The following is a 21,326-nucleotide window of genomic DNA, read 5'->3' as shown; positions in this document are numbered from 1 at the left end:
TCTCCAGGGTCGATGTCAGGTCGTGCCGTGCTCGACGGCCGCGATGATGCGGGACCGCAGCTCGGCGGCGCTGATGATCGAGTCCACCGATCCCATCTCGACCGCGCGCTCGATGCTGTGGATCCGGTCGAACTCCGCGGCGACCTCGCCGAGCTTCTCCGCTCGGACCGCTGCGGAAACCTCGGTGAACTGCGCGGTCAGCGCGTCCCGCTCAGCGCCCTCGGCAGCGGCGATCTGGTCCTGCAGCTTGGCCACGCGGGGGTCGGCGCAGGTGCGGTTCTGCACGTCGCGAGAGAACACCACCGCCGCTGCCGGGGCGCCGCCGATGACCGAGGCGTAGGAGCCTTCGACGGCGAGCACGGTCATGTTGGGGTTGAGGGCCTTGGAGAAGACCACGAAAGCACCACCGTGGTAGCGGGAGATCACGCAGAAGACGATCGGGCCCACGAAGTTGACGACGGCCCGGCCGATCTCGGCGCCGTACTCCAGCTGCAGCTCGCGCATCGACTCCGGTGAGCCGTCGAACCCCGACAGGTTGGCCAGCACCACCAGCGGCCGGTTCCCGCTGGCCGCGTTGATGGCGCGCGCGGTCTTCTTCGACGATCGGGGGAACAACGTGCCCGACGTGTAGGCGTCGGGACCGTCCGTGGGCGGGAAACCGGTGCGCTGCACCGAGTGCGACTCGATTCCTACCAGGCACACCGGAATCCCGCCGAGGTGCGCGTCCTGCACGACCGAGGTGTCGGCGTCGGCCATGTCGGCCCAGCGCTCCAGCACCGGGTGGTCCAGGTCGGCCACGGCGCGCATCACCGCGCGGATGTCGAAGGGCTTCTTGCGCTCCGGGTTGTGCGCGGGGGAGAAGATCTGGCCGACCCGCGTGAAGTCGCTGCCGTCGGCCGCGTGCGGGAAGTCGGAGATGTCGCGGTCGAACGGGTCGGTGGTGACCGCCCGTCGTGGACCGGGTTCGCCGGGAGCGACGTAGGTGTGCTCGTAGTGGGCCATCAGGACGTCGGCGGCAGCGGCGAGGTTCGGCGCCCAGTGCTGGGCCTGGCCGTTCGGCCCCATGACGCGGTCGTAGCCGCCGATGCCGAAGTTGTCCTCGGCCGACACGCCACCGGAGAAGTCCAGCGACTGCTTGCCGGTGAGCACCATCGCCGAATCCGGTGTCATCACCAGGATTCCCCTGGTGTGCATGAGCATCGTGGCCTCGGCGTTCCAGTACGGCTGGGCACCGACGTTGATGCCCGCCACCACGACGTTGATCTCACCGCCGTCCTGCGTGAAGGTGATGATCCGCTTGAGCACGGCCGAGATCCAGTCCATGTTCTCGGTTCCGGACGTCATGGAGATCCGCGCGCCGGCGGACAGCGCGAACCACTCCAGAGGTACGCGCATCTGCTCGGCCAGGTCCAGCGCCGCGATCACCCGCTCGCACTCCGGGGCGGCGAGAGCCCCGAGCGAGTGGGTCGGATCACCCAGGAGGACAACGCGTGTCACCCCCTCGGGGTGAAGGTCGGTGGGGGTGGTGACGACGCCGACGATGATCGCGGAGGTGTTGCCGCCCTTCGGCCGGTCCACCGGGGCCAGCACCCCGACTTCGTCGAAGTCGTGCTCGACGAAACGTCCCTGGAAGCCGGTGAGCACGTCGATCAGCTCGTAGGGGTAGACGTTGCCCCGCCGGGCCGCGCGCAGCACCTTCTGCTGGTAGTCGTCGGTCGGCCGCGCCGGCTGCGCCACGTCGGTCCGCTTCCCGTGCAACGGGTCGCGCGCGGCGCGCGGGATCTGCAGCTGGAACCACCGCTTCAGCACGTCGCGGGTCAGGTCCGACACCTCGGGGAAGAGCACCTGCGTCGCACCGGCCAGCTGCTGCAGCACGATTCGCGCGCGCTCGTGCAGCGGCTGGTCCGGAGGCGGTCCGGCCAGCAGTCGCGTCAGCAGTTCGGACACCACCACGACGTCGTCCGAGATCCGCTGCAGCGCCAGGAAGACCCGGAAGATCGCGATCTCCAGCTCGGGAGCGCGGTCCAGCTCGGTGACGCCGTGGTGGGAGAGCACCTGCTCGATCTGCGCCTGGAACGCCTCGCCGGCACCGCACCGCTCCACGTCCAGGCTCTTCAGGTAGCGGTGGAAGTGCTCCCGGGGGCTGTGCACGGGGACGGCCGGATCGAGATCGTCCTCGTCGCGGGGCTTGTCGCGGCTCAGCTCGGCGAGGTCGGCGAACACCGCGAGCACGTCCAGCTCGTCGGCGCAGGGGCCGCCGCGCAGTTCCGCGCGTGCGGCCAGGTAGTCCGCCAGAACTCGTCGGCGGTGCTGATCCTCGGAGTCGAAGCCCAGGAGCAGGTCGTGGAGGTCGCGAAGACCGCGCTTCGCTCGCTCGGACACCTCCAGCACGGGCTGCGCGGGGAGTTCGATCTCGACTGCCGCGGCAGCGGGCTCGGACTGCTCGGCTCCGTCGGTCAGCGGCTCCAACCGCAGCAGCGGCGCGCCGGACTCGACCTGGCTGCCCACCGACACCGGGCGGTCGCTGATCCGCGCGCGGAACGGCGCGCGCAGCACCGTTTCCATCTTCATGCTCTCCACCACGAGCACGGGCGCGCCCGCGTCGACCACCTCGCCCTCCGACACCGGGGTGGCCACGACGAGCGCGGGAGAGGGGGAGCGCAGGACGCCGCCCTCGTCCCGGCTGATCAGGTGCGTGACGTCGTCGATCTCGATGACGTGGGTGGGGCCGTGCGCTGCGGCGGTCAGCTTGAACGTCCGCCCGTTGACGGTGATCCGGCCGGTGTGCGCGTCGAACCGCTCGACCTCGGCCTCCGCGGTGCGCACTTCACCGCCGCTGCTGATGCCGACGCGGAAGCGCTTCTGCCCTGCCCTGGCGACGCTCACCCGGTAGCCGACGCCGCGCAGCTTGAGCGCCAGCGGCGCGCTGGGGTCGTGCTGCACCTGCGGGCGCCCGCCGTGCGCGGTCTCCAGCAGCCGGTGGCGGCTGATCTCCTCCTGCTCCAGGTAGCCGTCGATCGCGGCCGCGGCCAGGGCCACGCCTGAGTGCCTGCCGCCGACCAGGTCTCCTTCGGCGCGCACGCGGTCGATCCAGCCCGTGTCGGCGCTGGCGTCGATGACCTCGGGGCGGTGGAGCAGGTCCAGCACGAAGCTCTTGTTGGTGGTGCCGCCTTCGACGATCACCGCGGTCTCGGCCATCGCGCGGCGGAGCCGGGCCAAGGCCTGCTCGCGGCTGCTGCCGCAGGCGATGATCTTGGCGATCATCGAGTCGAAGTCGGGCGGGATGACGTCGCCCTCGCTGACACCGGCGTCCACTCGGATGCCAGGTCCAGCGGGCAGCACCAGCCGCGCGACGCGTCCGGGAGCGGGTGCGAAGTCGCGGTCGGCGTCTTCGGCGTTGAGCCGTGCCTCCACCGCGTGCCCCACCTCGGCGGGTCGCGTTCCTTCCAACGTGCCGCCGGAGGCCACGTGCAGCTGGAGTCGGACCAGGTCCGTACCGGTGGTGACCTCGGTGATCGGGTGTTCCACCTGCAAGCGGGTGTTGACCTCGAGGAAGGCGAACAGCCGCTCCCCGGGGTGGTAGAGGAATTCGACGGTGCAGGCGCCCTGGTAGCCGACGGCCAGGGCGAGCCGTTCGGCCGAGACCTTCAGGTCGGCGACCTGGTCGGGATCGAGGACGGGCGAAGCGGACTCCTCGATGATCTTCTGGTTGCGCCGCTGCACCGAGCAGTCCCGCACGCCCAGCGCCCACGCGGTGCCCTGACCATCGGCGATGACCTGCACCTCGACGTGCCGAGCGCCGGTGACCAGCCGTTCCAGGAAGACGGTTCCGGAGCCGAAGGCGCGCAACGCTTCCTGGCCGGCCCGCTCGTAGCACTCGGTGAGCTCCGCTGCGGAGGAGAGCTTGCGGATGCCTCGCCCGCCGCCACCCGCGGTCGCTTTGAGCATCAGCGGGTAACCGATCTCCTCGCCGATGCGCACAGCGTCGTCGAGCGTGGTCACCGGGCCACGGCTCCACGGGGCGACCGGCACGCCGACTTCCTCGGCGATGTGCTTCGCGCCGATCTTGTCGCCGAGCCGGCGCATGGCCTCGGCGCTCGGTCCCACGAAGGTGATGCCGATCTTCTCGCAGAGCTCCGCGAACGCGGGGTCCTCGGCGACGAATCCCCAGCCGACCCACGCGGCGTCGGCGCCGGATTCCACCAGCGCGCGCTCCAGCACGCCGTGGTCGAGGTAGGGGCGGGCCGCAGCGGGTCCCAGCGGTTGCGCGACGTCGGCTTCCCGCACGAAGGTCGCGTCGCGGTCCGCATCGGTGTGCAGCGCGACGGTCTCGATCGGCTTGCCGATCTCCGCCGACAGATCCCGGACGGCGCGGATGAGCCGCATCGCGGCTTCTCCACGGTTGACGATGGCGACACGGCTGAACATCGTTCAAGCCTCCCGAGTACCCGCGTGCGGAAGGAGGCGTCGGGGCACCCGGGCGCCGAGCGCGACCTGTCCACAATGGTCGATTACTGACGGGCGCACCAACGTCCCGCATCGCCCGTTCCGGGATCTGGCGCGAAACACGACAGAAGCGTACGGCGCGAACAACTAGGGAAATGCCGGATTGTTGGCGGTGATCAACTTCTCGGTCGGGGAGCGGCGTGCTGGAGGTGGGATCGGATCGCCCGCGGCATGTCTCACGTCGGTCGCCCTGTGCTGCGAGGACGGGTCCATCGCGTCCTGTGTGGATGGAGGATGGTGAACGTCTCGAACGACAATCCAAGACGCGCAACGGGTGTCGACAGCGACGCTTCGGGAACGCTCGGGCGGTTGCGTTCGGGTGCTACGGTCGCTGCGAGCGGTATCAACGCGGCTGTCGTCGTCCTGGCTCTGCTTGGTCAGGCCGAGATGAGCCGGCCTGCGGAGCTTCTCCCGTCGCGCGCTGACTCCTCACCGCGAGCCGGAGCGTCCCGATCGGCTCGCGGTCGCCGCGGCGGGCCGGTCACCCGAAAGGAACTCCCCGCCATGACTTTGACCGCAGGTCCTGCGGCCTCACCGGGCCTGGACGACCAGCGGGTCACCGCCGTGAACCCGCTGCTCTCACCCGCGCTGCTGCGCCAGGAACATCCGATGAGCCCGGAGGTCGCCAAGACCGTGGGGCACGGGCGCGCCGCGACCGCCGACGTGCTGGCCGGGCGCGACGATCGCGTGCTGGTCGTGGTCGGACCCTGCTCGGTGCACGATCCGGACGTCGCCATGGACTACGCCCAGCGCCTGGCCCGCGAAGCCGCCGTCGTCCAGGACGACGTGCACGTGGTGATGCGCGTCTACTTCGAGAAGCCGCGCACGGCCCTGGGGTGGAAGGGCCTGATCAACGACCCGGAGCTCGACGGCAGCTTCGCCGTCAACAAGGGCCTGCGCACGGCCCGCAAGCTCCTGCTGGACATCGGCTCGCTCGGACTGCCGGTGGGATGCGAGTTCCTGGACCCGATCCTCTCGCAGTTCATCGCTGATGCGGTGAGCTGGGGCGCGATCGGCGCCCGCACCTCGGCCAGCCAGGTGCACCGCCAGCTCTGCAGCGCCCTGCCGATGCCGGTGGGCATCAAGAACTCCACCGAGGGCGATGTGCAGGTCGCCGTGGACGCCACCCGCGCCGCAGCCGCCGGGCACGTCTTCACCGGCATCACCCCGGACGGCGTGGCCGCCCTCCTGACCAGTGCGGGGAACGAGGACTGCCACGTCATCCTCCGGGGCGGTTCGACCGGGCCCAACCACGACCCGGCCACCGTGGCCGCCACCGTGACTCGCCTGCGCGAGGCGAACCGCCCCGAACGCCTCCTCATCGACGCCAGTCACGGCAACAGCGGCAAGGACCACCGACGCCAAGCCGAGGTAGGAGGGGACGTGGTCGCCAGGATCGCTTCCGGCGAACCGGGTATCGCGGGTCTCATGCTGGAGAGCTTCCTCATCGCGGGCCGCCAAGACCTCGAACTCGGCAACGCTTACCGGCTCACCTACGGCCAGAGCATCACCGACCCCTGTCTCGACTGGCCGACCACGACCTCCCTGCTGCACCGGTTGGCCGCAGCGGTCAGGAGTCGGCGCGCAACGATCACCCGCTGAGCCGTCCTCGCTCTTCGATCGGTCGCGCGTCCTCGTCGCGGTCGTTGTGCGGATCGGCTCGGATGTCGATCACCGCGCGGTGTCTCCCGGCGGCTGGAGGAGGAGGTCGCCGGCGCGGGCGAGGACTTGTGCGCGGGTCTGGCCGGGGTGGTCAGCGGCGAGGAAGTGGTTGCCGATGGCCGCGCAGAAGGCGAGCAGGCTGCGAGCCTCGACCTCCTCGGGATCGGAGCACCGGGTGCTGATCGCGTCGCGCAGCAACTGCATGCGCCGGTTGTCGACTCGGCGCAGACGTTCGGCGACCGCCTCGTCGCGCCGCGCCCAGTCGCGCACGGCCAGATCGACGGACAGCAGCCGGTCGCCGGAGAACGTGAGCTGTCCGGCGAGTCGGGCCTTGTCCAGCGCGCTGCCGCCTTCCCGCTCGATCCGGTCGAGGACGTCGTCGACGCTCTCGCGCTCCCAGGCCTCCAGCATCGCCTCCAGCAGCGCGTCGCGGTCGGTGAAGTAGCCGTAGAACCCGCCCTTGGTGACTCCGAGTGCCTTGGCGAGCGCTTCCACCCGCACAGCGTCGATGCCCCCGGCGGCCAGCGCTTGCAGGGCCTGCTCGACCCACTTCTCCCGCGGCGTGCGGAGCGCTCCCATCGTGTGGTCCACCTCACTTCGGCACCAGTTGTACGGACCCGCACAACGGCCCTAACGTTACCTTATACGCCACCGTACAACGGTGGCCTGGGCTGCCGAGTCGAATCGATCCGCTCGGCACGAGAACTGGGGAGAGCACATGATCAAATCGGCCGGCTGGCTCATCATCTTCTTCGGAGCCGCCCACACGCTCGGTGCGCTGACGGTGAAGCAGGCCGCCCTGCACGCGGGCTCTTGGTTCACCGGAGCCCTCTGGTACGACGACCTCGCCTCCATGAGCCCTGCCAACAGCGCCTACTGGTTCAGCCTCGCCAGCTTCGGCCCGCCGCTCATCGTGGTCGGCGCGACCGTGCTGTGGATGCACAGCAAGCGGATCACGCCGCCATCGTTCATCGCGTGGGCGCTCGGAGCCTGGACTCTCGTCGGCGCCGTCGTCCTCCTGCGCACCCCGTGGCCGATCCTCCTGGTCGCCACCGTTCTCCTGCTCACCGGCATCCAGCGGGCACGCCGTGAAGGTCCGGTCGAGAGCGCCGCAACGGCGCAGGCGGGCTGAGTGTCCGCGTCGAGCAACGCCGTCGCTGGGGGTCGACGTTGCTCGACGCGGAGGGTGCGGGCTTCTTCGGGAGTGGGTGCCGGGGCCTTCCGGCCCGGGGCGCCGGACGGTCTTCGGCGATCAGCGCGCGGTGCTGGCCTCCTCTGGCGCGGCCGAGGCCGGTGAGCCCGGGAGGGGACGTCCGGCGGATTCCTCGGTGAACCAGATGCCGATCGCGCCGAGGACGCCTGCGCCGATGAGGTAGTACCCCGGCCACATCAGGTCGCCGGTGGCCGCGATGAGCGCGGTCATGACCGTGGCGACCGTGCCGCCGAACAGCGACACCGAGATGTTGAACGAGATCGACAGGCCGCCCTGACGGATGTTGGTCGGGAACAGCGCGGGAAGCGTCGAGGGCATCGTGGCGCTGAAGACCACCAGCATCAGCCCCATGATCAGCAGTCCGGAGAACACGGTCGGAACGGTGTTCTGCTGGATGAGCAGCACCGAAGGCACCGACAGGACCACGAGCGCAATGCACCCGGTCATGATCACCGGCTTGCGGCCGAACCTGTCGCTGGCGCTGCCGATGAAGGTGATGACCGCGAGCATCAGCGCCATGACCACGATCTGCAGCACCGACGACTCCGTCGAGCTGATCCCCGGAGGCAGCTCGTCGGAGAGGTAGGTCGGCATGTAGGCGGTGAGCATGTAGTTGGTCACGTTGAACACCAGCACCAGCGCACCGCAGATCAGCATGGCGGGCCAGTGCCGGAGGAAGATGTCCCGCAACTTCGTGGTCGCCGACTCGGCTTCGCGGGCCTCGTGGGTCTCGACGAGCTTGGCGAAGGCCGGGGTCTCCTCCAGCTTCAGCCGCAGGTACATGCCGACGATGCCCAGCGGTCCCGCGATGAGGAACGGAATTCGCCAGCCCCAGGACAGCAGTTCCTGCTCCGGCATCGCGGCGGTGAGCACGGCGACGATCACCGCGCCGAAGATGTACCCGGTCAGCGTGCCGAACTCCAGCCAGCTGCCGAGGAATCCGCGCCTGCGGTCCGGGGCGTACTCGGCGATGAACGTCATCGCGCCGCCGTACTCCCCGCCGGTGGAGAAGCCCTGGACGAACCGGGCGAGCAGCAGGAGTGCGGGCGCGGCCAGACCGATGGTGTCGTGGCTGGGGATGAGGCCGATGCAGAACGTGCCGGCCGCCATCATGATCATCGTCGTGGCGAGCACCTTGGTGCGCCCGATCCGGTCGCCGAGCGGCCCGAAGAACAACCCGCCGAGGGGGCGCACGAGAAACGCCGCCGCGAATGTGCCGAACGTCGCCAGCAACTGAGCGGTCGGGCTCGACTGGGGGTAGAAGACCTTGCCGATGGTGGTCGCCATGTACGCGAACACGCCGAAGTCGAACCATTCGGTCACATTTCCCACGGCTGCAGCGGCGACCGCGCGACGCACCAGTGAGGGGTCCACGACAGTGATTCCGCCGACGGTGCGGACACCGGAGGAAAGGCCGGGTTCCTCGTTCCTCTCGCTCACCCGAACCACCGCCTCAGCGAGGTGACGGCGGTGGGAGGCCGGTGCGCTGATGCTTTCCTGCGGAACGCGAACATGGCGATCGACAGTAGTGGAATAAATTGAGCCTGCCCAATCCGGCGAAAGCGAATCAAGGCAACTTGCAATCAAATCGGGCAAACCATGCATCAGTGTTCTGCGGGCGGAAATTCCCCGAACGGCGAGTGCATTTGAAATGATCGTTCGATCACGATGCGACCGTCAGCGTCTGTCACGCGGGCTAAGCTTGCTCTCCATTGATGGGGAACGAAATCCGGAGGGACGAATGGGATCGTTGAGCGCCTGGCACTGGTTGGTCGTGCTCGTCGTGGTGGTGCTGCTGTTCGGATCGAGCAAGCTGCCGCAGATGGCCCGCTCGCTGGGGCAGTCGGCCCGCGTGCTCAAGGCCGAAGCCCGGGGGCTCCGAGACGACGATCAAGCAGCTCAGCGCGACAACACCGAAGCGGAGCCGGGAAGCCCTCGCGGGTCCGCGGAATCCGGATGAGGTTCCGGTCGAGCCCTGCGTCGACTCGATCGCCACCGTTCGGCCACCAGAGGTCCACAATGGAATGGCCGTGGATGGTTTCGCACCCCGTTTCCTCTCGGCATCGGCTCGCGGTGACCGCGAGGTCCCGGCGGTTACCCTCGAAGTAACCACTTGCTTACACCACGGGGAGATCGATGAGCACCGATCAGCGGGTCTGCGTCGTGACCGGGGCGAACTCGGGCACCGGGTACGTCACGGCACTCGAACTCGCGCGCAGCGGGGCGACCGTCGTCATGCTGTGCCGCAACGCCGACAAGGGGGCCGCGGCCCGCGAAGCGATCATCGCGGAGACGGGCAACCAGCAGGTCGAGCTGATCGTCGTCGACCTGGCCGAGATGGCCGAGGTCCGCCGGGCCGCCCGCGAGTTCACCGACCGGCACGCGAAGCTCGACGTGCTGGTCAACAACGCCGGGGGAGTGACGCAGACCCGGCGCGAGTCCTCCGAGGGCCTGGAGTCGATGTTCGCGGGCAACTACCTCGGCCACTTCCTGCTGACCACCCTTCTGCTCGACCAGCTGAAGAACGCCGAACGTGCGCGGGTGATCAACGTCAGTTCGTTGGCCCATAAGGGGTCCAAGATCGACTTCGCCGATCTCCAAGGCCGGAACAGCGGGAACCCGATGCGTGGCTACGGGCAGTCGAAGCTCGCGCAGATCCTGTTCACCTACGAACTCGCCGAACGCCTGCGTGACTCCGGCATCACCGTCAACGCGATGCACCCCGGTACGGTCGCGTCCGGTTTCAAGAACGGGACCCACGGCGTCGCACGGGCCTTGATCGGTGCCTTCTACGCGGGTTTCGGCATCTCCCCGGAGAAGGGCGCGGACACGATCCTCCACCTGGCCAACTCGCCGGAGGTCGCCGACGTCACCGGCAAGTACTTCGTCAAGCGACGCCCGGTCGCCACCAGCAAGACCTCCTACGACGACGATGTTCGCCGACGCCTTTGGGCGGTCTCGGACGAGCTGCTCGCGACCACCGGGGGAACGACGGGCTGAGGCGCGTCCGGTGATCAGCAGCGGGTTTCCGGGTGCGTCTCCGGGTTCGCCCGGATCCTGGTGGCCGGGTGCGAGCGCACGGTGGGCCCATGCTGATGCCAACGTTCTCTGTAACTCTGATAAGTCTGATCGTCGTGGCGATCGTGGTGGTGACGACCAGTGCACCGCCGGGCCGGACCCTGCTGTTCGGACTGATCGGCGCGTGGGCGGGTTTCGCCGCCGGGGCGCTGGGCGGTGTGCTCGTCGATGTGGTGACCGGCAGCGGTTCCTACCTGGCCGTCGTTGGTCACGGCGTTGCCGTGCTGGGCGCGGTGATCGGATCGCGCCGCGCCGTCACCGCGCAGGCCGATTCCCGCAGCTGAACCGCGGATTGACCAGCGAGGTGCAGCCGGAATGCTGCGTCGCTGGTGGAACCTGGGGTGGTGCCCGCGCGTCCAACGGGGTGGATTCGCGGGGTGCGGGTCCGTTCGGATCGTGATGAGGTGGGCATGGAACAGCCGTGGGGACTCAGCGGCCCGGAGTTTCTGCTCCTGTACGGCATCGCTCTCGTCGTGTGGTGCGCGATCGTCGTGGTCGTTCGCACGGTGGTGAAGCAGGCGAGCAAGTCCCGAACCGATAGCCACGTGCTCGGCCTGTACGAACGGGCCTTCCTCCACGGGGGAAGTGACCGGGTCGCCGACACGGCGCTGGCGGGCTTGATCGAGGCCGGACGTGTCCGGGTCACCCGGTCGCGGAAGCTGCACCGCATCAGTACTGACGGCGAGGATGACGCCGTGTAACGCGAAGTGCTGGTGCCCGTCGGGGCAGAAGGCACGCTCGCCTCGCCGCGCAAGGCGATCCGCCTCAGCGGTCACTGCGACACCCTTCGCCAACGGCTCGTCGAGGAAGGCCTCCTCGTCCGGCCGCGCGCGCAGGCGGTGCTGGGCGTGCTGGTGTGGGGGTTCCCGCTGCTCGCGCTGACCGCGGTGGTGCGGGGTGTGAACGGGGTTCGGCTCGGCTACCCGGTCGGCTTCCTGGTTTTGGCGCTGGCGGCGACCCTCGTCATCTGGGCGATCGCCGCGCACAAGTGCGGTGATCCACTGCGCACGGACGCAGGCGATGTCGTGGGCACGCCGCCCTCGATCGCTGAAAGGACGAACGCCGCGGTGCTGGGGACGGTCGCCGGGGGTGCGGCCGCGGAGCTCGTGGCGGTCGCAGGGCTGAGCGCCTACCCGGATGCGACCGTCGTGCGACTGCTGAACACCTCAGGATCCGGAGGCGGAGCCGCGAGTGGCACGTCGTCCAGCTGCGGAGGCGGCGGTGGTGGCTGCGGCGGAGGAGGCGGCGGCTGATGGATGCCGGAACACCGCGCCTCGGCGTCGGAATCGGCTGGCGTCGCGAGATCGACCTCACCGTGGAACGTCTCGACGTGGACTTCGTGGAGTGCGTCGCCGAGGACGTCGACCCGCGTCGCCTCCCCGAATCGCTGAGCCTGATCCGCGAACGCGGACTCCCGGTCCTCCCGCACGCCGTCTCGCTGTCGCTGGCCGGAGCCGAGCCGCTCGACACCGAACGCGTCCGCCACCTCGCCCGCGTGGCCACGGCTTTCGACGCACCGCTGGTGAGCGATCACGTCGCGTTCACCCGGGCCGGGCAGTGGGAAGCCGGGCACATCCTGCCCCCGCCTCGCACTTCCGAATCGCTCGACGTGCTGGTCGACAACGTGCGTCAGGCGCAGGAGCTGCTGCCGGTGCCGCTGGCGCTGGAACACGTAGCCGCGCTGGTGGAATGGCCCGACGCGGAGTTCACCGAGGCGGAGTTCCTGGCGCGGTTGGTGGAACGCACCGGGTGCGGGCTGATCCTCGACGTCGCGAACCTCCACGCCAACGCCCACAACCTCGGCACCGATCCCGAGGAGTTCCTGGACACGGTGCCGCTGGATCGCATCGCGTACGTGCACGTCGGCGGCGGCACCTGGCAGGACGGCATCTACCACGACACGCACGCGCACCCGGTCGTTCCCGAAGTCCTCGACCTGCTGGCGCGGCTGCACGCCCGCACGTCCCCGCCGGGAGTCATGCTGGAACGCGACGACCGGTACCCGTCCGACGACGAACTCGCCGCCGAGCTCGCCGCCATCCGCGCGGCGATCGCGCGATGAGCGACCCGAGGGAACGCCTTGCCGCGCAGCAACAACAGCTCCTCGCAGCGCTGCTCGGTCACGCCGAGGCCCCGCCCGGTTTCGACCAGGACCAGCTCAGGGTTCAGCAGCGGGCACTGCTGAACAAGCGCCGCCGCGTCGTGGCGAAGCTGCGGCCGGAGCTGGCGGAGGAGCTCGGCGAGCGCTTCCAGCCGCTCTTCGACTCCTACGCGGTCGAGCACCCCCGGCGGCCCGGGCAACGGGCCCGCGCCGACGCAACGCGGTTCGCCCGCTGGATCACCCGCCGCAACCGCCCGTGGAAGCGCCGACGCTGAGCGCTCGTCCCGGGAAAGGCCGCTCCGCATTCTGGGAATGATGGGGAATTTGAGGGTTTTCCGCCCGTTTCTCGGAATCTTAACGATTTGTCCGTGATCTTGTGCCGTGCGCGGTAACAGGTGTTCACTCGGACGCCGGGACCGAACGGTGAAGGGATGACATGAACTCTCGCGAGAAGGGCATGATCAGTCGCCGCTCCGCGCTCATCAGCGGTGGTGCGGCTGCGATGAGCGCGTCGTGGCCCATGAGCGCCGCGCTCGGCGCACCCCGCAACTCCTCCGGTGCCGACGCAGACGTGATCGTCGTGGGCGGTGGGCTCGCCGGGCTGGTGGCCACCGCGGAGCTCGCCGACGCGGGCCGCAAGGTCCTGCTGCTCGACCAGGAACCCGAGGCCAGCCTCGGCGGGCAGGCGTTCTGGTCGCTCGGCGGACTGCTGTTCATCGATTCGGAGGAGCAGCGGCTGGCCGGCATCAAGGACTCGCTGGAGCTGGCCCGCGACGACTGGTTCGGCAACGCCGGTTTCGACCGAGGTCCCGACGACCCGCTGGGCGAGGACTACTGGGCGAAGCGCTGGGCCGAGGCCTACCTGGAGTTCGCCGCGACGGAGAAGCGGTCCTGGCTGCACGAGATGGGCGTGCGGTGGGTGCCCGTCGTCGGCTGGGCCGAGCGAGGCGGACAGCTCTCGGACGGGCCCGGCAACTCGGTTCCCCGTTTCCACCTCACGCTCGGCACCGGTCCCGGTGTCATGGAGCCGTTCGAGAAGAGGGTGCGGGAAGCAGCCGAGCGGGGGCTGGTGTCCTTCCGGTTCCGCCACCAGGTCGACGAACTCACCACCACCAACGGCGTCGTCAACGGTGTGCGCGGCGGAGTCCTGGAACCCAGCGACGCGCCACGCGGCACGCCGAGTTCCCGCACCAGGGTGGGCGATTTCGAACTGCACGCTCCCGTCGTCCTCGTCACCTCCGGTGGAATCGGCGGCAACCAGGACCTCGTCCGCCAGAACTGGCCGGACTGGCTGGGCGCGCCGCCGGAGCGCATGGTCACCGGCGTCCCCGCCCACGTCGACGGCCGCATGCTGGGGATCACCGAGAGCGCGGGCGCCCGCCTGGTCAACCGCGACCGGATGTGGCACTACACGGAGGGCCTGGCCAACCACGACTCGATCTGGCCGAACCACGGCATCCGGGTTCTCGCGGCACCGTCCTCGCTGTGGTTCGACGCCCGCGGACGCCGCTTCCCGAACCCCGGCATTCCCAGCTACGACACCCTGGGCACGCTCAAGCTGATCAAGGACACCGGCTACGACTACTCGTGGTTCGTGCTGAACCAGAAGATCATCGACAAGGAGTTCATCCTCTCCGGCTCGGAGCAGAACCCGGAGCTCACCAGGAAGGACCTGGCGGGCTACCTCGCGAGCAGAGCGCTCAACGGCACCCCGCCGCCGGTCAAGGCGTTCCAGGACCACGGCGAGGACTTCGTCACCGCGCGCACCGTCCCGGAGCTGGTCGCGGGGATGAACCGGCTCGCCGGGACGAACCTGCTCGACGCGGGCGACCTCGAGCGCCAGCTGGTGCAGCGAGACCGCCAGGTCGACAACAACTACACCAAGGACGACCAGATCATGGGGATCCGCAACTCCCTGGCCTACGTCGGCGACAGCCTCGTCCGCACCACGCAGCTGCACAAGATCCTCGACGAGGACGCCGGGCCCCTGATCGCCATCCGCATGAACATCCTGACCCGCAAAACGCTCGGCGGGCTCCAAACCGACCTCTCCGGCAGGGTCCTGGACGCAGCCGCCAACCCCATCCCCGGCCTCTACGCCGCAGGCGAGGTCTCGGGCTTCGGAGGCGGAGGCGTCCACGGCTACCGCGCCCTCGAAGGCACCTTCCTCGGTGGCTGCCTCTTCTCAGGACGACAAGCCGGCCGAGCAGCAGCAGCGGAGACCGCCTGAGCCGGGGGACTGCTCGAAGTCTTCGAGAGGACGTTCACCGAATCCCAGCGCACAGGCGGGCACCGAACGGCTTGCGGCCGCTCGGTGCCCGCCTGCTTCGACGTGCACGCACCGACTCGTTTCACGGAACCGGTTGCGGAACTGCTGCGCCAGCGCTCGGCTCGTGGGGACGAATGCGTTGATCGAGCACTGGCCCGGCTGCACCGTGAGCAGCTATCCACGGGTCTGCGGAGGCGGAAGTCCATCGCGCGGTGGACGCGGCCGAGGCAATCGTCGCTAGCGTTCGCTTCAGGCAGGATCGTGGTGAATTCTGTGAACGTATCCGTTGTGCAGGGCGTGTGAATTCTTGACGGCCGCGCGAGGTCACGAGTTGCGCACCACTGTGTCGCGGGCAGGTTAAGATGCCGGCTTCGTTGGGTTGAAGGTCTGGGGGTATCTGAGTGGCGGCCAACGAGTCCGGCGATCGACAACGGGAGACCAGCGAGGACGCACGCCGTGCGGTCCGGAACAGCGTTCGCGAGTCCCGCGTCGAGAGCCTGATTCAAGCGGGAAGAGTAGATGGTGATGTGAACATCACCCTTCCCAAGGGGGCGAATCAGGAGGTGACCGTTCGTTGCACCGACACGGCGCCCCGGCAGGGGGACGAGCCTTCCGACGGATGGCTGGACAGGAAGCTGAACGAGCTTGCCGAATACCTCCAAGACATCGTCCGGAAGCGGTCCCCACTTCTGATCTGGTCGGCGTTCGCGTTGTCGGTCGACTCGGTGCTGGTCGGATCCGCGGAATACATCTTCGGTGTACAACGGCCCGGCGAGCCGGCTTCAGAAGATCTGGGCACGGTGCAGTCCGGACTGCTATTCGCCGCACTGTTCGCGGTCGTCTTGTTGTGGCGCGATGTCGCTCGTCGTCATGGTTCGGAAAAGTGGAAGTCCCTGCGTGAGGTGCACCCGCAGCTGGTCCTGCTGTTCTCGAGCAGGGTGCTGCTGTGGGGGCTGGTCGCGGGGATGGTTGCGGTTGCCGCGCTGGAGGTTCCAGACCTGCTGAAATCGACCTCGTCGGTTTCAGCCCAGACGCACGGTTCGAACATCGGTGAGTTCGGTTCTTCGCTGATGGTCATTCTGACTTCGTTGGAGATCGCTTGCTTCTTGGCGATCTCTCGTAGTCGCGAGTTGGTCCAGCCACGTTCCCCGTAGCGTGGTGGGGTTTTCAGTGCGGGTGGATGAACCCCCGGCGGGGGTAGGCCAAGGCTTCTGTTCTACCAACAGCGCGCAGCGCCACAGCTGTGCAGATGAACGAATACGCGCCCGTGGTTGTCCCCACTTCACCCGGCATGTGGGGAGTAGGTCCCTGTCACCGGGTGTGGAAGTACCGCGCGAGTTCGGTTCGTGAGCGCACGCCCAGCTTTCGGAAGATGCGTCGCAGGTGGTAGTTGACGGTGTGCGGCGACAAGTGGACTCTTTGCGCTACTTGACGATTGGTCAGGCCCTGGGACACGAATTCGGCAATGGTCCGCTCCGCTGGCCCGAGGACGTCATGGATCTCGTGCGCGTCTGGTCTGATCTCGGGATCAACCGCCCTCATGCTCCCCACGCTGTCACGGACGGTGATGATGCCACGCGTCCGCACGAACTCACGTGAATCAACCTGCCGCTCCTTGAGCAGTGTCTCAAGGTCATGGGTCGCGCAGGCCCGTGCCCAGTGGTCTTGGTGTTCTGCGGCCGCCTGTGCCAAGCCTTCGGGGTCGCACTCGAACAAGCTGCGTGCGTGCGAAGCGGCGAGGGACACCGCAGTGATCCCGGGGTTGTCCACGGCGAGCTGCTCGACGGCACGCAACGTCCTGTCGGCCAACTCGGGGTTGTCAGCCGTGCGGGAGAATCGGACGAACCAGGCTGCGGCCCCCGGTTCTTCGAGCAGCAAGGGACGCATGGCCGGCAGATGCGAGTGGGAAGTGGCGAGGAGACCTTCGGCCTCGCGGATCTCGTTGCGAAGCTCGTGCAGGAGCAGGTCCAGCCACTGCCTGCGCACGGTGTAGAAGAACGAGGAGGTGTGCACCATCCCGTCCAGCTCCCGGCATCGTCCCAGGTGCCTCGCGGCCTCCTGGTGATCTCGGCATCGCAGCGCCACCAGCGCCAGGACTGCTTCAGCCCAGCTGATGTAGGCAGACAGCCCGATGTGCTCCGCGCTTTCGAGCCCAGCCCGCGCCTGTTGGTCAGCGGCTTCGAAGTCGCCGCTCCTGATCAACGAGTAGGCCTCGATGAGATTGATGACGGGCGTGAAGATTGCCGCGTCGTGTGCGGTCAGATCTTCGCGGGCTTGCTGCACCAGCTTGCTTGCTTCGTGCAGGTCGTCCAGCACGATCATCTTGTGGGCGAGGACCAAGTGCGGGTAGGGGCGAGTGGGCGTCATCTCGGGTGTCACGGCCACGTCCACTGCGGCACGTCCCCAGCGGGTGGATTCCTTGGCGTAGCCCGCTGCCCAGTCGAGGCTGGACACGGCGAGTGCGGCGGCACGCTGAGTGTCGGGATTCGCCTCCCCGGCGTTCGCGGGTTCCGGTTCGTCGAGTTGTGCCTGAGCCTGGGCGAGCATGTCCGGGGTGGATTTGATGGCGCCGTCTTCGGAGAGAGCTGCCGGGGAGTGTCGAGTCGCCATGATGATGTCCGCGGCCAGCCGGGACAGGAGCGGCTTCTCGTGCTCCGGCATGTCTCCGTTCAGTGCCGTGCGCACCAGCAGCACAGCTGATTCGACATATCCCGTGGCGAGGAGTGTGCGAAGGGCTCCGCTGGTCTCGTCGGTCTTGGACGGCCATCGCCGTCGGGTTATCTCCTCGCGCCCCAGCGTCACCAGGTCGTCGGTGGGAGCGGAGGAACCGCTCGTGATGTGGCGTGCGTCCAGGTGCAGTGCGGCACGCACGGTCTCCGGGATCGACTCGTAGACCGCACGCCACACCAGTGGTTGCTCGAAGGTCAGTCCTTCGTCGGTGAAGGCGAGAAGTCCGCTGGTCACGGTCTCGTTCAACGGGGGGAGTAGTGCGGCGACGCTCCTCTGGAGCATGGCTGCGGCCTGAGACAGTTGAAACGAGCGTCCCAGGATCGTTCCCACGCGCAACAGCTGGACGGATTCGTCCGAGAGTCGCGCCAAGTGGAGGTTGACCGCGGTACGTACCCGACGGGGAAGCCGGCGAGGAGTGGTCCGCAGGAGGTCTCCTGCGGCTCCGACCCGCTCCTCTTCCATCAGGCCTTCGACCAGTTCCACGATGAGCCGCGGATTGCCGCCTGCGCAGCTCACCGCGTCGAGGAGGCCCTGTTGTGCGGGAACGCCGATGAGGTCCTGGACCACTGCACGAGCGGCATCGCCACGCAGCGGCGCGAGCTGCAGGCGATCCTGCGAAACGCCGAGCTCGTCGGAAATCCGGTCGCCTATCGGGTCCTGTGCGGCGCCGTTCTGCGCGAGCAGAACCCCCGGTGGTGGTGTGAACTCGGCATTCTTCAGAACTTGACGCAGTGTTCGGATTTCGATCCCGGGCTCGGTGGGTTCGTCGTCGAGCACGAGCAGAGAGCGATGGCTGAATGGCGGAGCGTGCTGTGGAGCGCCTGGAGTACTGGATTCCCAGAATTCTGCGACGGACCGGCGAACGGTGAGATTGTGTTGCTTTGCCAAGTTCACTGCTTCGAGTAGCAATCGGCTCTTGCCGATGCCGGTCACTCCTTCGACCACGAGAATCGGGGGAGATTCCCGCTGTCTTACATCGTCGAAATAGGTTGCGAGCCGGTGTAGCTCGTGCTCGCGTCCCCGTAGTCCGCCGATAGACATGCGACTCCCCTCACGGTCCGTGAACTGGCGGCTCCGCAGAGGAATTATGCCTGGTGTGGTGAACGGATTGGCGAGTGTTGAGCAAAGCTGTGCTCCGCGGTCGGGTGAGTCAGGTCACGGGCCGGCATCGGCAGGTTCGCCGATGCCGGCCCGTGACCGCCGCTGCCTATGCGACGCCGATGCTCAGCGCCTCCGTCATCAGCGTGCCGAGGATGCGCGGTCCCGCACTGGTCAGGACGGATTCGGGGTGGAACTGGACGGAGGCGAAGCCGGGTCCGCGAAGGCCGTGCACCTCGCCGGTGGAGGAATCGCGGCTGCACTCCACCGAGCCGACGAGGGGGTGGTGGAACTCGGTTGACTGCGCCAGGGCAGCAAAGGTGTTGTAGAAGCCGACGCGCTCCGGCCGGCCGAAGAGGTCGATCCGAGACTGCACGCCCTGGTTCGGCGTCTCACGTTGCACCAAGGGGAGATCGAGCAGGTCGCTGAGGATCTGGTGGCTCAGGCAGATGGCCAGGAACGGCCGCCGCTCTTCGAGGAGCCGCACCATCGTCGCGCGGAGCTGCGCGATCTTGGCGTGTTCGGCTCGCCTCGGATCGCCCGGCCCCGGTCCCATGACGACGAGATCGTGTTCCGCGATCTCATGCGGCTCGTCGAACCTGCTCACCGTGACGTTGAGGCCCATGGAACGAAGCTGGTGGCCGATCATCGACGTGAAGGTGTCCTCGGCATCGATGACCAGGACGGTGCGGCCGGCGAGGTGCGAGATGTTGGCAGGGTCGCCGTCGTCCGCGCGCAACCAAAAACCGGCGATGGATTCGTTGCGCCTTTCCAGTGCTTCCCGAACCTGGGGGTGGTTGGCGAAACGGCGCGGACCGTCGTTGGTGAGGGCTGCGAGCAGCCCGGCGGCCTTCGCCCGGGTCTCCGCCACTTCGGAAGCCGGGTCGGAGTGACGTACCAGCGTGGCACCGACACCGATTCGCACTCGGCCGACCGAGTCGATGTCCGCGGTCCGGATCGTGATCGCCGAGTCGAGAGTGCGGTCGCCGTGCTCATCCCGTCCGAACAGGGCGATGACCCCGCTGTAGTAACCGCGGCCTTCGGGTTCGTGGCGCTGAATCACCTTGCACGCGTTCTCCAGCGGGCTCCCAGTGACCGTCGGGGCGAACATGGTGTCGCGCAGGATGTCACGAACGTCCTTGGACGTTCGTCCTTCGATGAAGTACTCGGTGTGGGCGAGCCGGGTCATCTCCTTGAGGAAGGGGCCGACGACTCTGATGTCCTGCTCGCAGGACTGCGCCATCATCTTCAGCTCTTCGTCCACGACCATGCAGAGCTCGTCGGACTCCTTCTGGTCCGCGAGGAACTCCATGACCTCGGGCAGCGCCGGCCCCGAATTCGGGTACCGGTACGTCCCGCTGATCGGGTTCATCACGGCGGTTCCGCCGCGCACGCTGATGTGACGCTCAGGGCTGGCGCCGACGAACGTGCGTTCCCCGGTATGGATCAGGAACGTCCAGTACGCGCCACTCTCCTGTTCGAGCAGTCGCCGGTAGAATGACAAGGCGTCACGCGGCGAGTAATCGGTGATGTCCGCGACGAAGGAGCGTCTGATGACGAAGTTCGCCCCTTCGCCTCGGCCGATCTCTGTCTCCACGACATCTTCGACGATCGCGGCGTACTCTTCGTCCGTCACGTCGAAATGACTGTTCTCCAGGGTGGCCCCGGTGTTGGGCAGGCGTCGCACGACTTCGGAGAGCTCGACCGTGCTCTGCTTCTCGATCCGCATCGTGATCAAGGGCTCGTGATCGTCGGTCGCGGCGTACCCGCGCTCTCTGATTTGCTGGAAGGGTATGACTGCCAGCACGTCCTGGTGCTGGGGCGCATCGCCCGCATCAGGCAGCGGGATCGAGTCGATCGCCTCCACGGTCGAGATCGAGCCGACCAACACATCGAGGTTGTCGCCGGTGGTCTCCGGACGGTGCAGCAGTGCGTACGCGGGTGCTCGGCCGTTGAGCAGATTCGCCAGCAGATCGGTCATGTGAGTTCACCCCTTGCCCTTGAGATCGGACAACATCGTCTTGGTGGTTTTCACCACGGCGCAGCGTTCGGCCGCGTAGTCGAGCGCCATGCGGTGGCGTGATTCGGAGAAGTCGGCGACTGCATCGGCGACGACGAAGGTCTCGATGTCGTTCGTGAACGCTTCCACCGCCGTCATCAGCACGCCGACGTGCGCGTACACCCCGCAGACGATGATCTGGTCACGACCGTGCTCACGCATCTTCGCGAGGAGATCGGAGTGGAAAAAGGCGCTGTAGCGCCATTTGGTGAACACCCAGTCGTCGCCTGCCGGCTTCAGCTCGTCGATCACTTCGCGATCTTCTGCGAGCACTTGCATTCCAGGACCCCAGAAATCCTTGAGGAGGCCGCGCTGCTGTTCGGTCATTCCGCCCGGCTGGGCGGTGTAGGCAACTGGAACGCCGAGATCGGCGCAGGAGTCGCGCAGCAGGGACGTGTGGCGTATTAACTCGCGTCCGGGTGCGCGGTCAGGATCGAACGGACGAAGGAAGTAGCGCTGCATATCGTGAACGAGAAGCAGCGCTCGTTTCGGATCCGGGGTCCAGCCGGGAACGGGTTCCGGGAAATCGCCGTTCTCCGGCATGGGGTACGCGTCGATGTCGGGAATGGGCATGGTCGTTCTCCTGATGTGTCGCGGAGGGAAGGGAGTC

The 21,326-nt window shown here is 67.8% G+C and carries 17 protein-coding genes; 11 read left to right on the top strand and 6 right to left on the bottom strand.

Going from position 1 to position 21,326, the window contains the following annotated elements:
- Positions 1-15: 15 nt before the first annotated feature.
- Positions 16-4,428, bottom strand: coding sequence for an ATP-binding protein (locus tag FHU35_RS19455; RefSeq protein ID WP_145741794.1), 4,413 nt, complete (start codon positions 4,426-4,428; stop codon positions 16-18).
- Between the two features lie 582 nt (positions 4,429-5,010).
- Here FHU35_RS19455 and FHU35_RS19450 point away from each other — a divergent pair.
- A complete protein-coding gene (locus FHU35_RS19450; RefSeq protein WP_145741792.1) occupies positions 5,011-6,108 on the top strand; it encodes a 3-deoxy-7-phosphoheptulonate synthase in 1,098 nt (365 codons plus the stop codon).
- 69 nt (positions 6,109-6,177) lie between these two features.
- On the opposite strand, the gene FHU35_RS19445 is transcribed toward FHU35_RS19450, so the two are convergent.
- Positions 6,178-6,747, bottom strand: coding sequence for a TetR/AcrR family transcriptional regulator (locus tag FHU35_RS19445; protein WP_145741789.1), 570 nt, complete (start codon positions 6,745-6,747; stop codon positions 6,178-6,180).
- A gap of 139 nt (positions 6,748-6,886) precedes the next feature.
- Here FHU35_RS19445 and FHU35_RS19440 point away from each other — a divergent pair, with 139 nt between their 5' ends.
- Positions 6,887-7,300, top strand: coding sequence for a DUF6463 family protein (locus tag FHU35_RS19440; protein WP_145741787.1), 414 nt, complete (start codon positions 6,887-6,889; stop codon positions 7,298-7,300).
- 120 nt (positions 7,301-7,420) lie between these two features.
- Here FHU35_RS19440 and FHU35_RS19435 read toward each other — a convergent pair whose 3' ends face one another.
- A complete protein-coding gene (locus tag FHU35_RS19435; RefSeq protein WP_246110423.1) occupies positions 7,421-8,821 on the bottom strand; it encodes an MFS transporter in 1,401 nt (466 codons plus the stop codon).
- A 301-nt stretch (positions 8,822-9,122) separates the two neighbouring features.
- Between FHU35_RS19435 and tatA the strand changes: the two genes are divergently transcribed.
- From tatA to FHU35_RS19390, 9 genes are all read left to right on the top strand, one after another.
- On the top strand, positions 9,123-9,341 hold the full coding sequence (tatA, locus tag FHU35_RS19430) for a Sec-independent protein translocase subunit TatA (RefSeq protein WP_145741783.1): 219 nt from the start codon (positions 9,123-9,125) through the stop codon (positions 9,339-9,341).
- A 176-nt stretch (positions 9,342-9,517) separates the two neighbouring features.
- Positions 9,518-10,381: an SDR family oxidoreductase gene (locus FHU35_RS19425; protein WP_145741781.1), complete on the top strand. Its 864-nt coding sequence runs from the start codon at positions 9,518-9,520 to the stop codon at positions 10,379-10,381.
- 134 nt (positions 10,382-10,515) lie between these two features.
- Entirely contained in the window at positions 10,516-10,743 is a 228-nt protein-coding gene (locus FHU35_RS19420; RefSeq protein ID WP_145741779.1) for a hypothetical protein, read from the top strand.
- A gap of 126 nt (positions 10,744-10,869) precedes the next feature.
- Positions 10,870-11,160, top strand: a complete 291-nt coding sequence (locus tag FHU35_RS19415) for a TIGR04222 domain-containing membrane protein (RefSeq protein WP_145741776.1) — start codon at positions 10,870-10,872, stop codon at positions 11,158-11,160.
- Positions 11,161-11,172: 12 nt separating this feature from the next.
- Entirely contained in the window at positions 11,173-11,712 is a 540-nt protein-coding gene (locus FHU35_RS19410) for a hypothetical protein (protein ID WP_145741774.1), read from the top strand.
- Positions 11,712-12,521, top strand: coding sequence for an MbnB/TglH/ChrH family RiPP precursor modification enzyme (locus FHU35_RS19405; RefSeq protein ID WP_145741771.1), 810 nt, complete (start codon positions 11,712-11,714; stop codon positions 12,519-12,521). Before FHU35_RS19410 ends, FHU35_RS19405 begins: the two co-directional genes overlap by 1 nt.
- On the top strand, positions 12,518-12,835 hold the full coding sequence (locus FHU35_RS19400) for an SCO6045 C-terminal-like domain-containing protein (protein WP_145741768.1): 318 nt from the start codon (positions 12,518-12,520) through the stop codon (positions 12,833-12,835). Before FHU35_RS19405 ends, FHU35_RS19400 begins: the two co-directional genes overlap by 4 nt.
- A 245-nt stretch (positions 12,836-13,080) precedes the next feature.
- Positions 13,081-14,790, top strand: coding sequence for an FAD-binding dehydrogenase (locus FHU35_RS19395; RefSeq protein ID WP_222429452.1), 1,710 nt, complete (start codon positions 13,081-13,083; stop codon positions 14,788-14,790).
- A gap of 440 nt (positions 14,791-15,230) precedes the next feature.
- The gene (locus tag FHU35_RS19390) at positions 15,231-15,983 is read left to right on the top strand and encodes a hypothetical protein (RefSeq protein ID WP_145741763.1); all 753 of its coding nucleotides are present in this window, start codon (positions 15,231-15,233) and stop codon (positions 15,981-15,983) included.
- A 157-nt stretch (positions 15,984-16,140) separates the two neighbouring features.
- On the opposite strand, the gene FHU35_RS19385 is transcribed toward FHU35_RS19390, so the two are convergent.
- The 3 genes from FHU35_RS19385 to FHU35_RS19375 form a co-directional block, all read right to left on the bottom strand.
- Positions 16,141-18,600 (bottom strand): helix-turn-helix transcriptional regulator, encoded by a 2,460-nt coding sequence (locus FHU35_RS19385; RefSeq protein WP_145741761.1) that lies wholly within the window; start codon positions 18,598-18,600, stop codon positions 16,141-16,143.
- A 166-nt stretch (positions 18,601-18,766) separates the two neighbouring features.
- Complete coding sequence (locus FHU35_RS19380; protein WP_145741759.1) at positions 18,767-20,638, bottom strand: anthranilate synthase family protein; 1,872 nt, start codon at positions 20,636-20,638, stop codon at positions 18,767-18,769.
- Between the two features lie 6 nt (positions 20,639-20,644).
- Positions 20,645-21,289: an isochorismatase family protein gene (locus FHU35_RS19375; RefSeq protein WP_145741757.1), complete on the bottom strand. Its 645-nt coding sequence runs from the start codon at positions 21,287-21,289 to the stop codon at positions 20,645-20,647.
- Positions 21,290-21,326 lie beyond the last annotated feature (37 nt).

The organism is Saccharopolyspora dendranthemae (assembly GCF_007829955.1).
In the GTDB taxonomy this organism is placed as follows: domain Bacteria; phylum Actinomycetota; class Actinomycetes; order Mycobacteriales; family Pseudonocardiaceae; genus Saccharopolyspora; species Saccharopolyspora dendranthemae.
This window is presented reverse-complemented; position numbering and strand designations above follow the sequence as displayed.

Excerpts from the sequence above, each read along its gene's own strand:
- FHU35_RS19455 (WP_145741794.1), bottom strand. The coding sequence starts at position 4,428 with ATGTTCAGCCGTGTCGCCATCGTCAACCGTGGAGAAGCCGCGATGCGG.
- FHU35_RS19450 (WP_145741792.1), top strand. The coding sequence starts at position 5,011 with ATGACTTTGACCGCAGGTCCTGCGGCCTCACCGGGCCTGGACGACCAG.
- FHU35_RS19445 (WP_145741789.1), bottom strand. The coding sequence starts at position 6,747 with ATGGGAGCGCTCCGCACGCCGCGGGAGAAGTGGGTCGAGCAGGCCCTG.
- FHU35_RS19440 (WP_145741787.1), top strand. The coding sequence starts at position 6,887 with ATGATCAAATCGGCCGGCTGGCTCATCATCTTCTTCGGAGCCGCCCAC.
- tatA (WP_145741783.1), top strand. The coding sequence starts at position 9,123 with ATGGGATCGTTGAGCGCCTGGCACTGGTTGGTCGTGCTCGTCGTGGTG.
- FHU35_RS19425 (WP_145741781.1), top strand. The coding sequence starts at position 9,518 with ATGAGCACCGATCAGCGGGTCTGCGTCGTGACCGGGGCGAACTCGGGC.
- FHU35_RS19415 (WP_145741776.1), top strand. The coding sequence starts at position 10,870 with ATGGAACAGCCGTGGGGACTCAGCGGCCCGGAGTTTCTGCTCCTGTAC.
- FHU35_RS19405 (WP_145741771.1), top strand. The coding sequence starts at position 11,712 with ATGGATGCCGGAACACCGCGCCTCGGCGTCGGAATCGGCTGGCGTCGC.
- FHU35_RS19400 (WP_145741768.1), top strand. The coding sequence starts at position 12,518 with ATGAGCGACCCGAGGGAACGCCTTGCCGCGCAGCAACAACAGCTCCTC.
- FHU35_RS19395 (WP_222429452.1), top strand. The coding sequence starts at position 13,081 with ATGAGCGCCGCGCTCGGCGCACCCCGCAACTCCTCCGGTGCCGACGCA.
- FHU35_RS19385 (WP_145741761.1), bottom strand. The coding sequence starts at position 18,600 with ATGTCTATCGGCGGACTACGGGGACGCGAGCACGAGCTACACCGGCTC.
- FHU35_RS19380 (WP_145741759.1), bottom strand. The coding sequence starts at position 20,638 with ATGACCGATCTGCTGGCGAATCTGCTCAACGGCCGAGCACCCGCGTAC.
- FHU35_RS19375 (WP_145741757.1), bottom strand. The coding sequence starts at position 21,289 with ATGCCCATTCCCGACATCGACGCGTACCCCATGCCGGAGAACGGCGAT.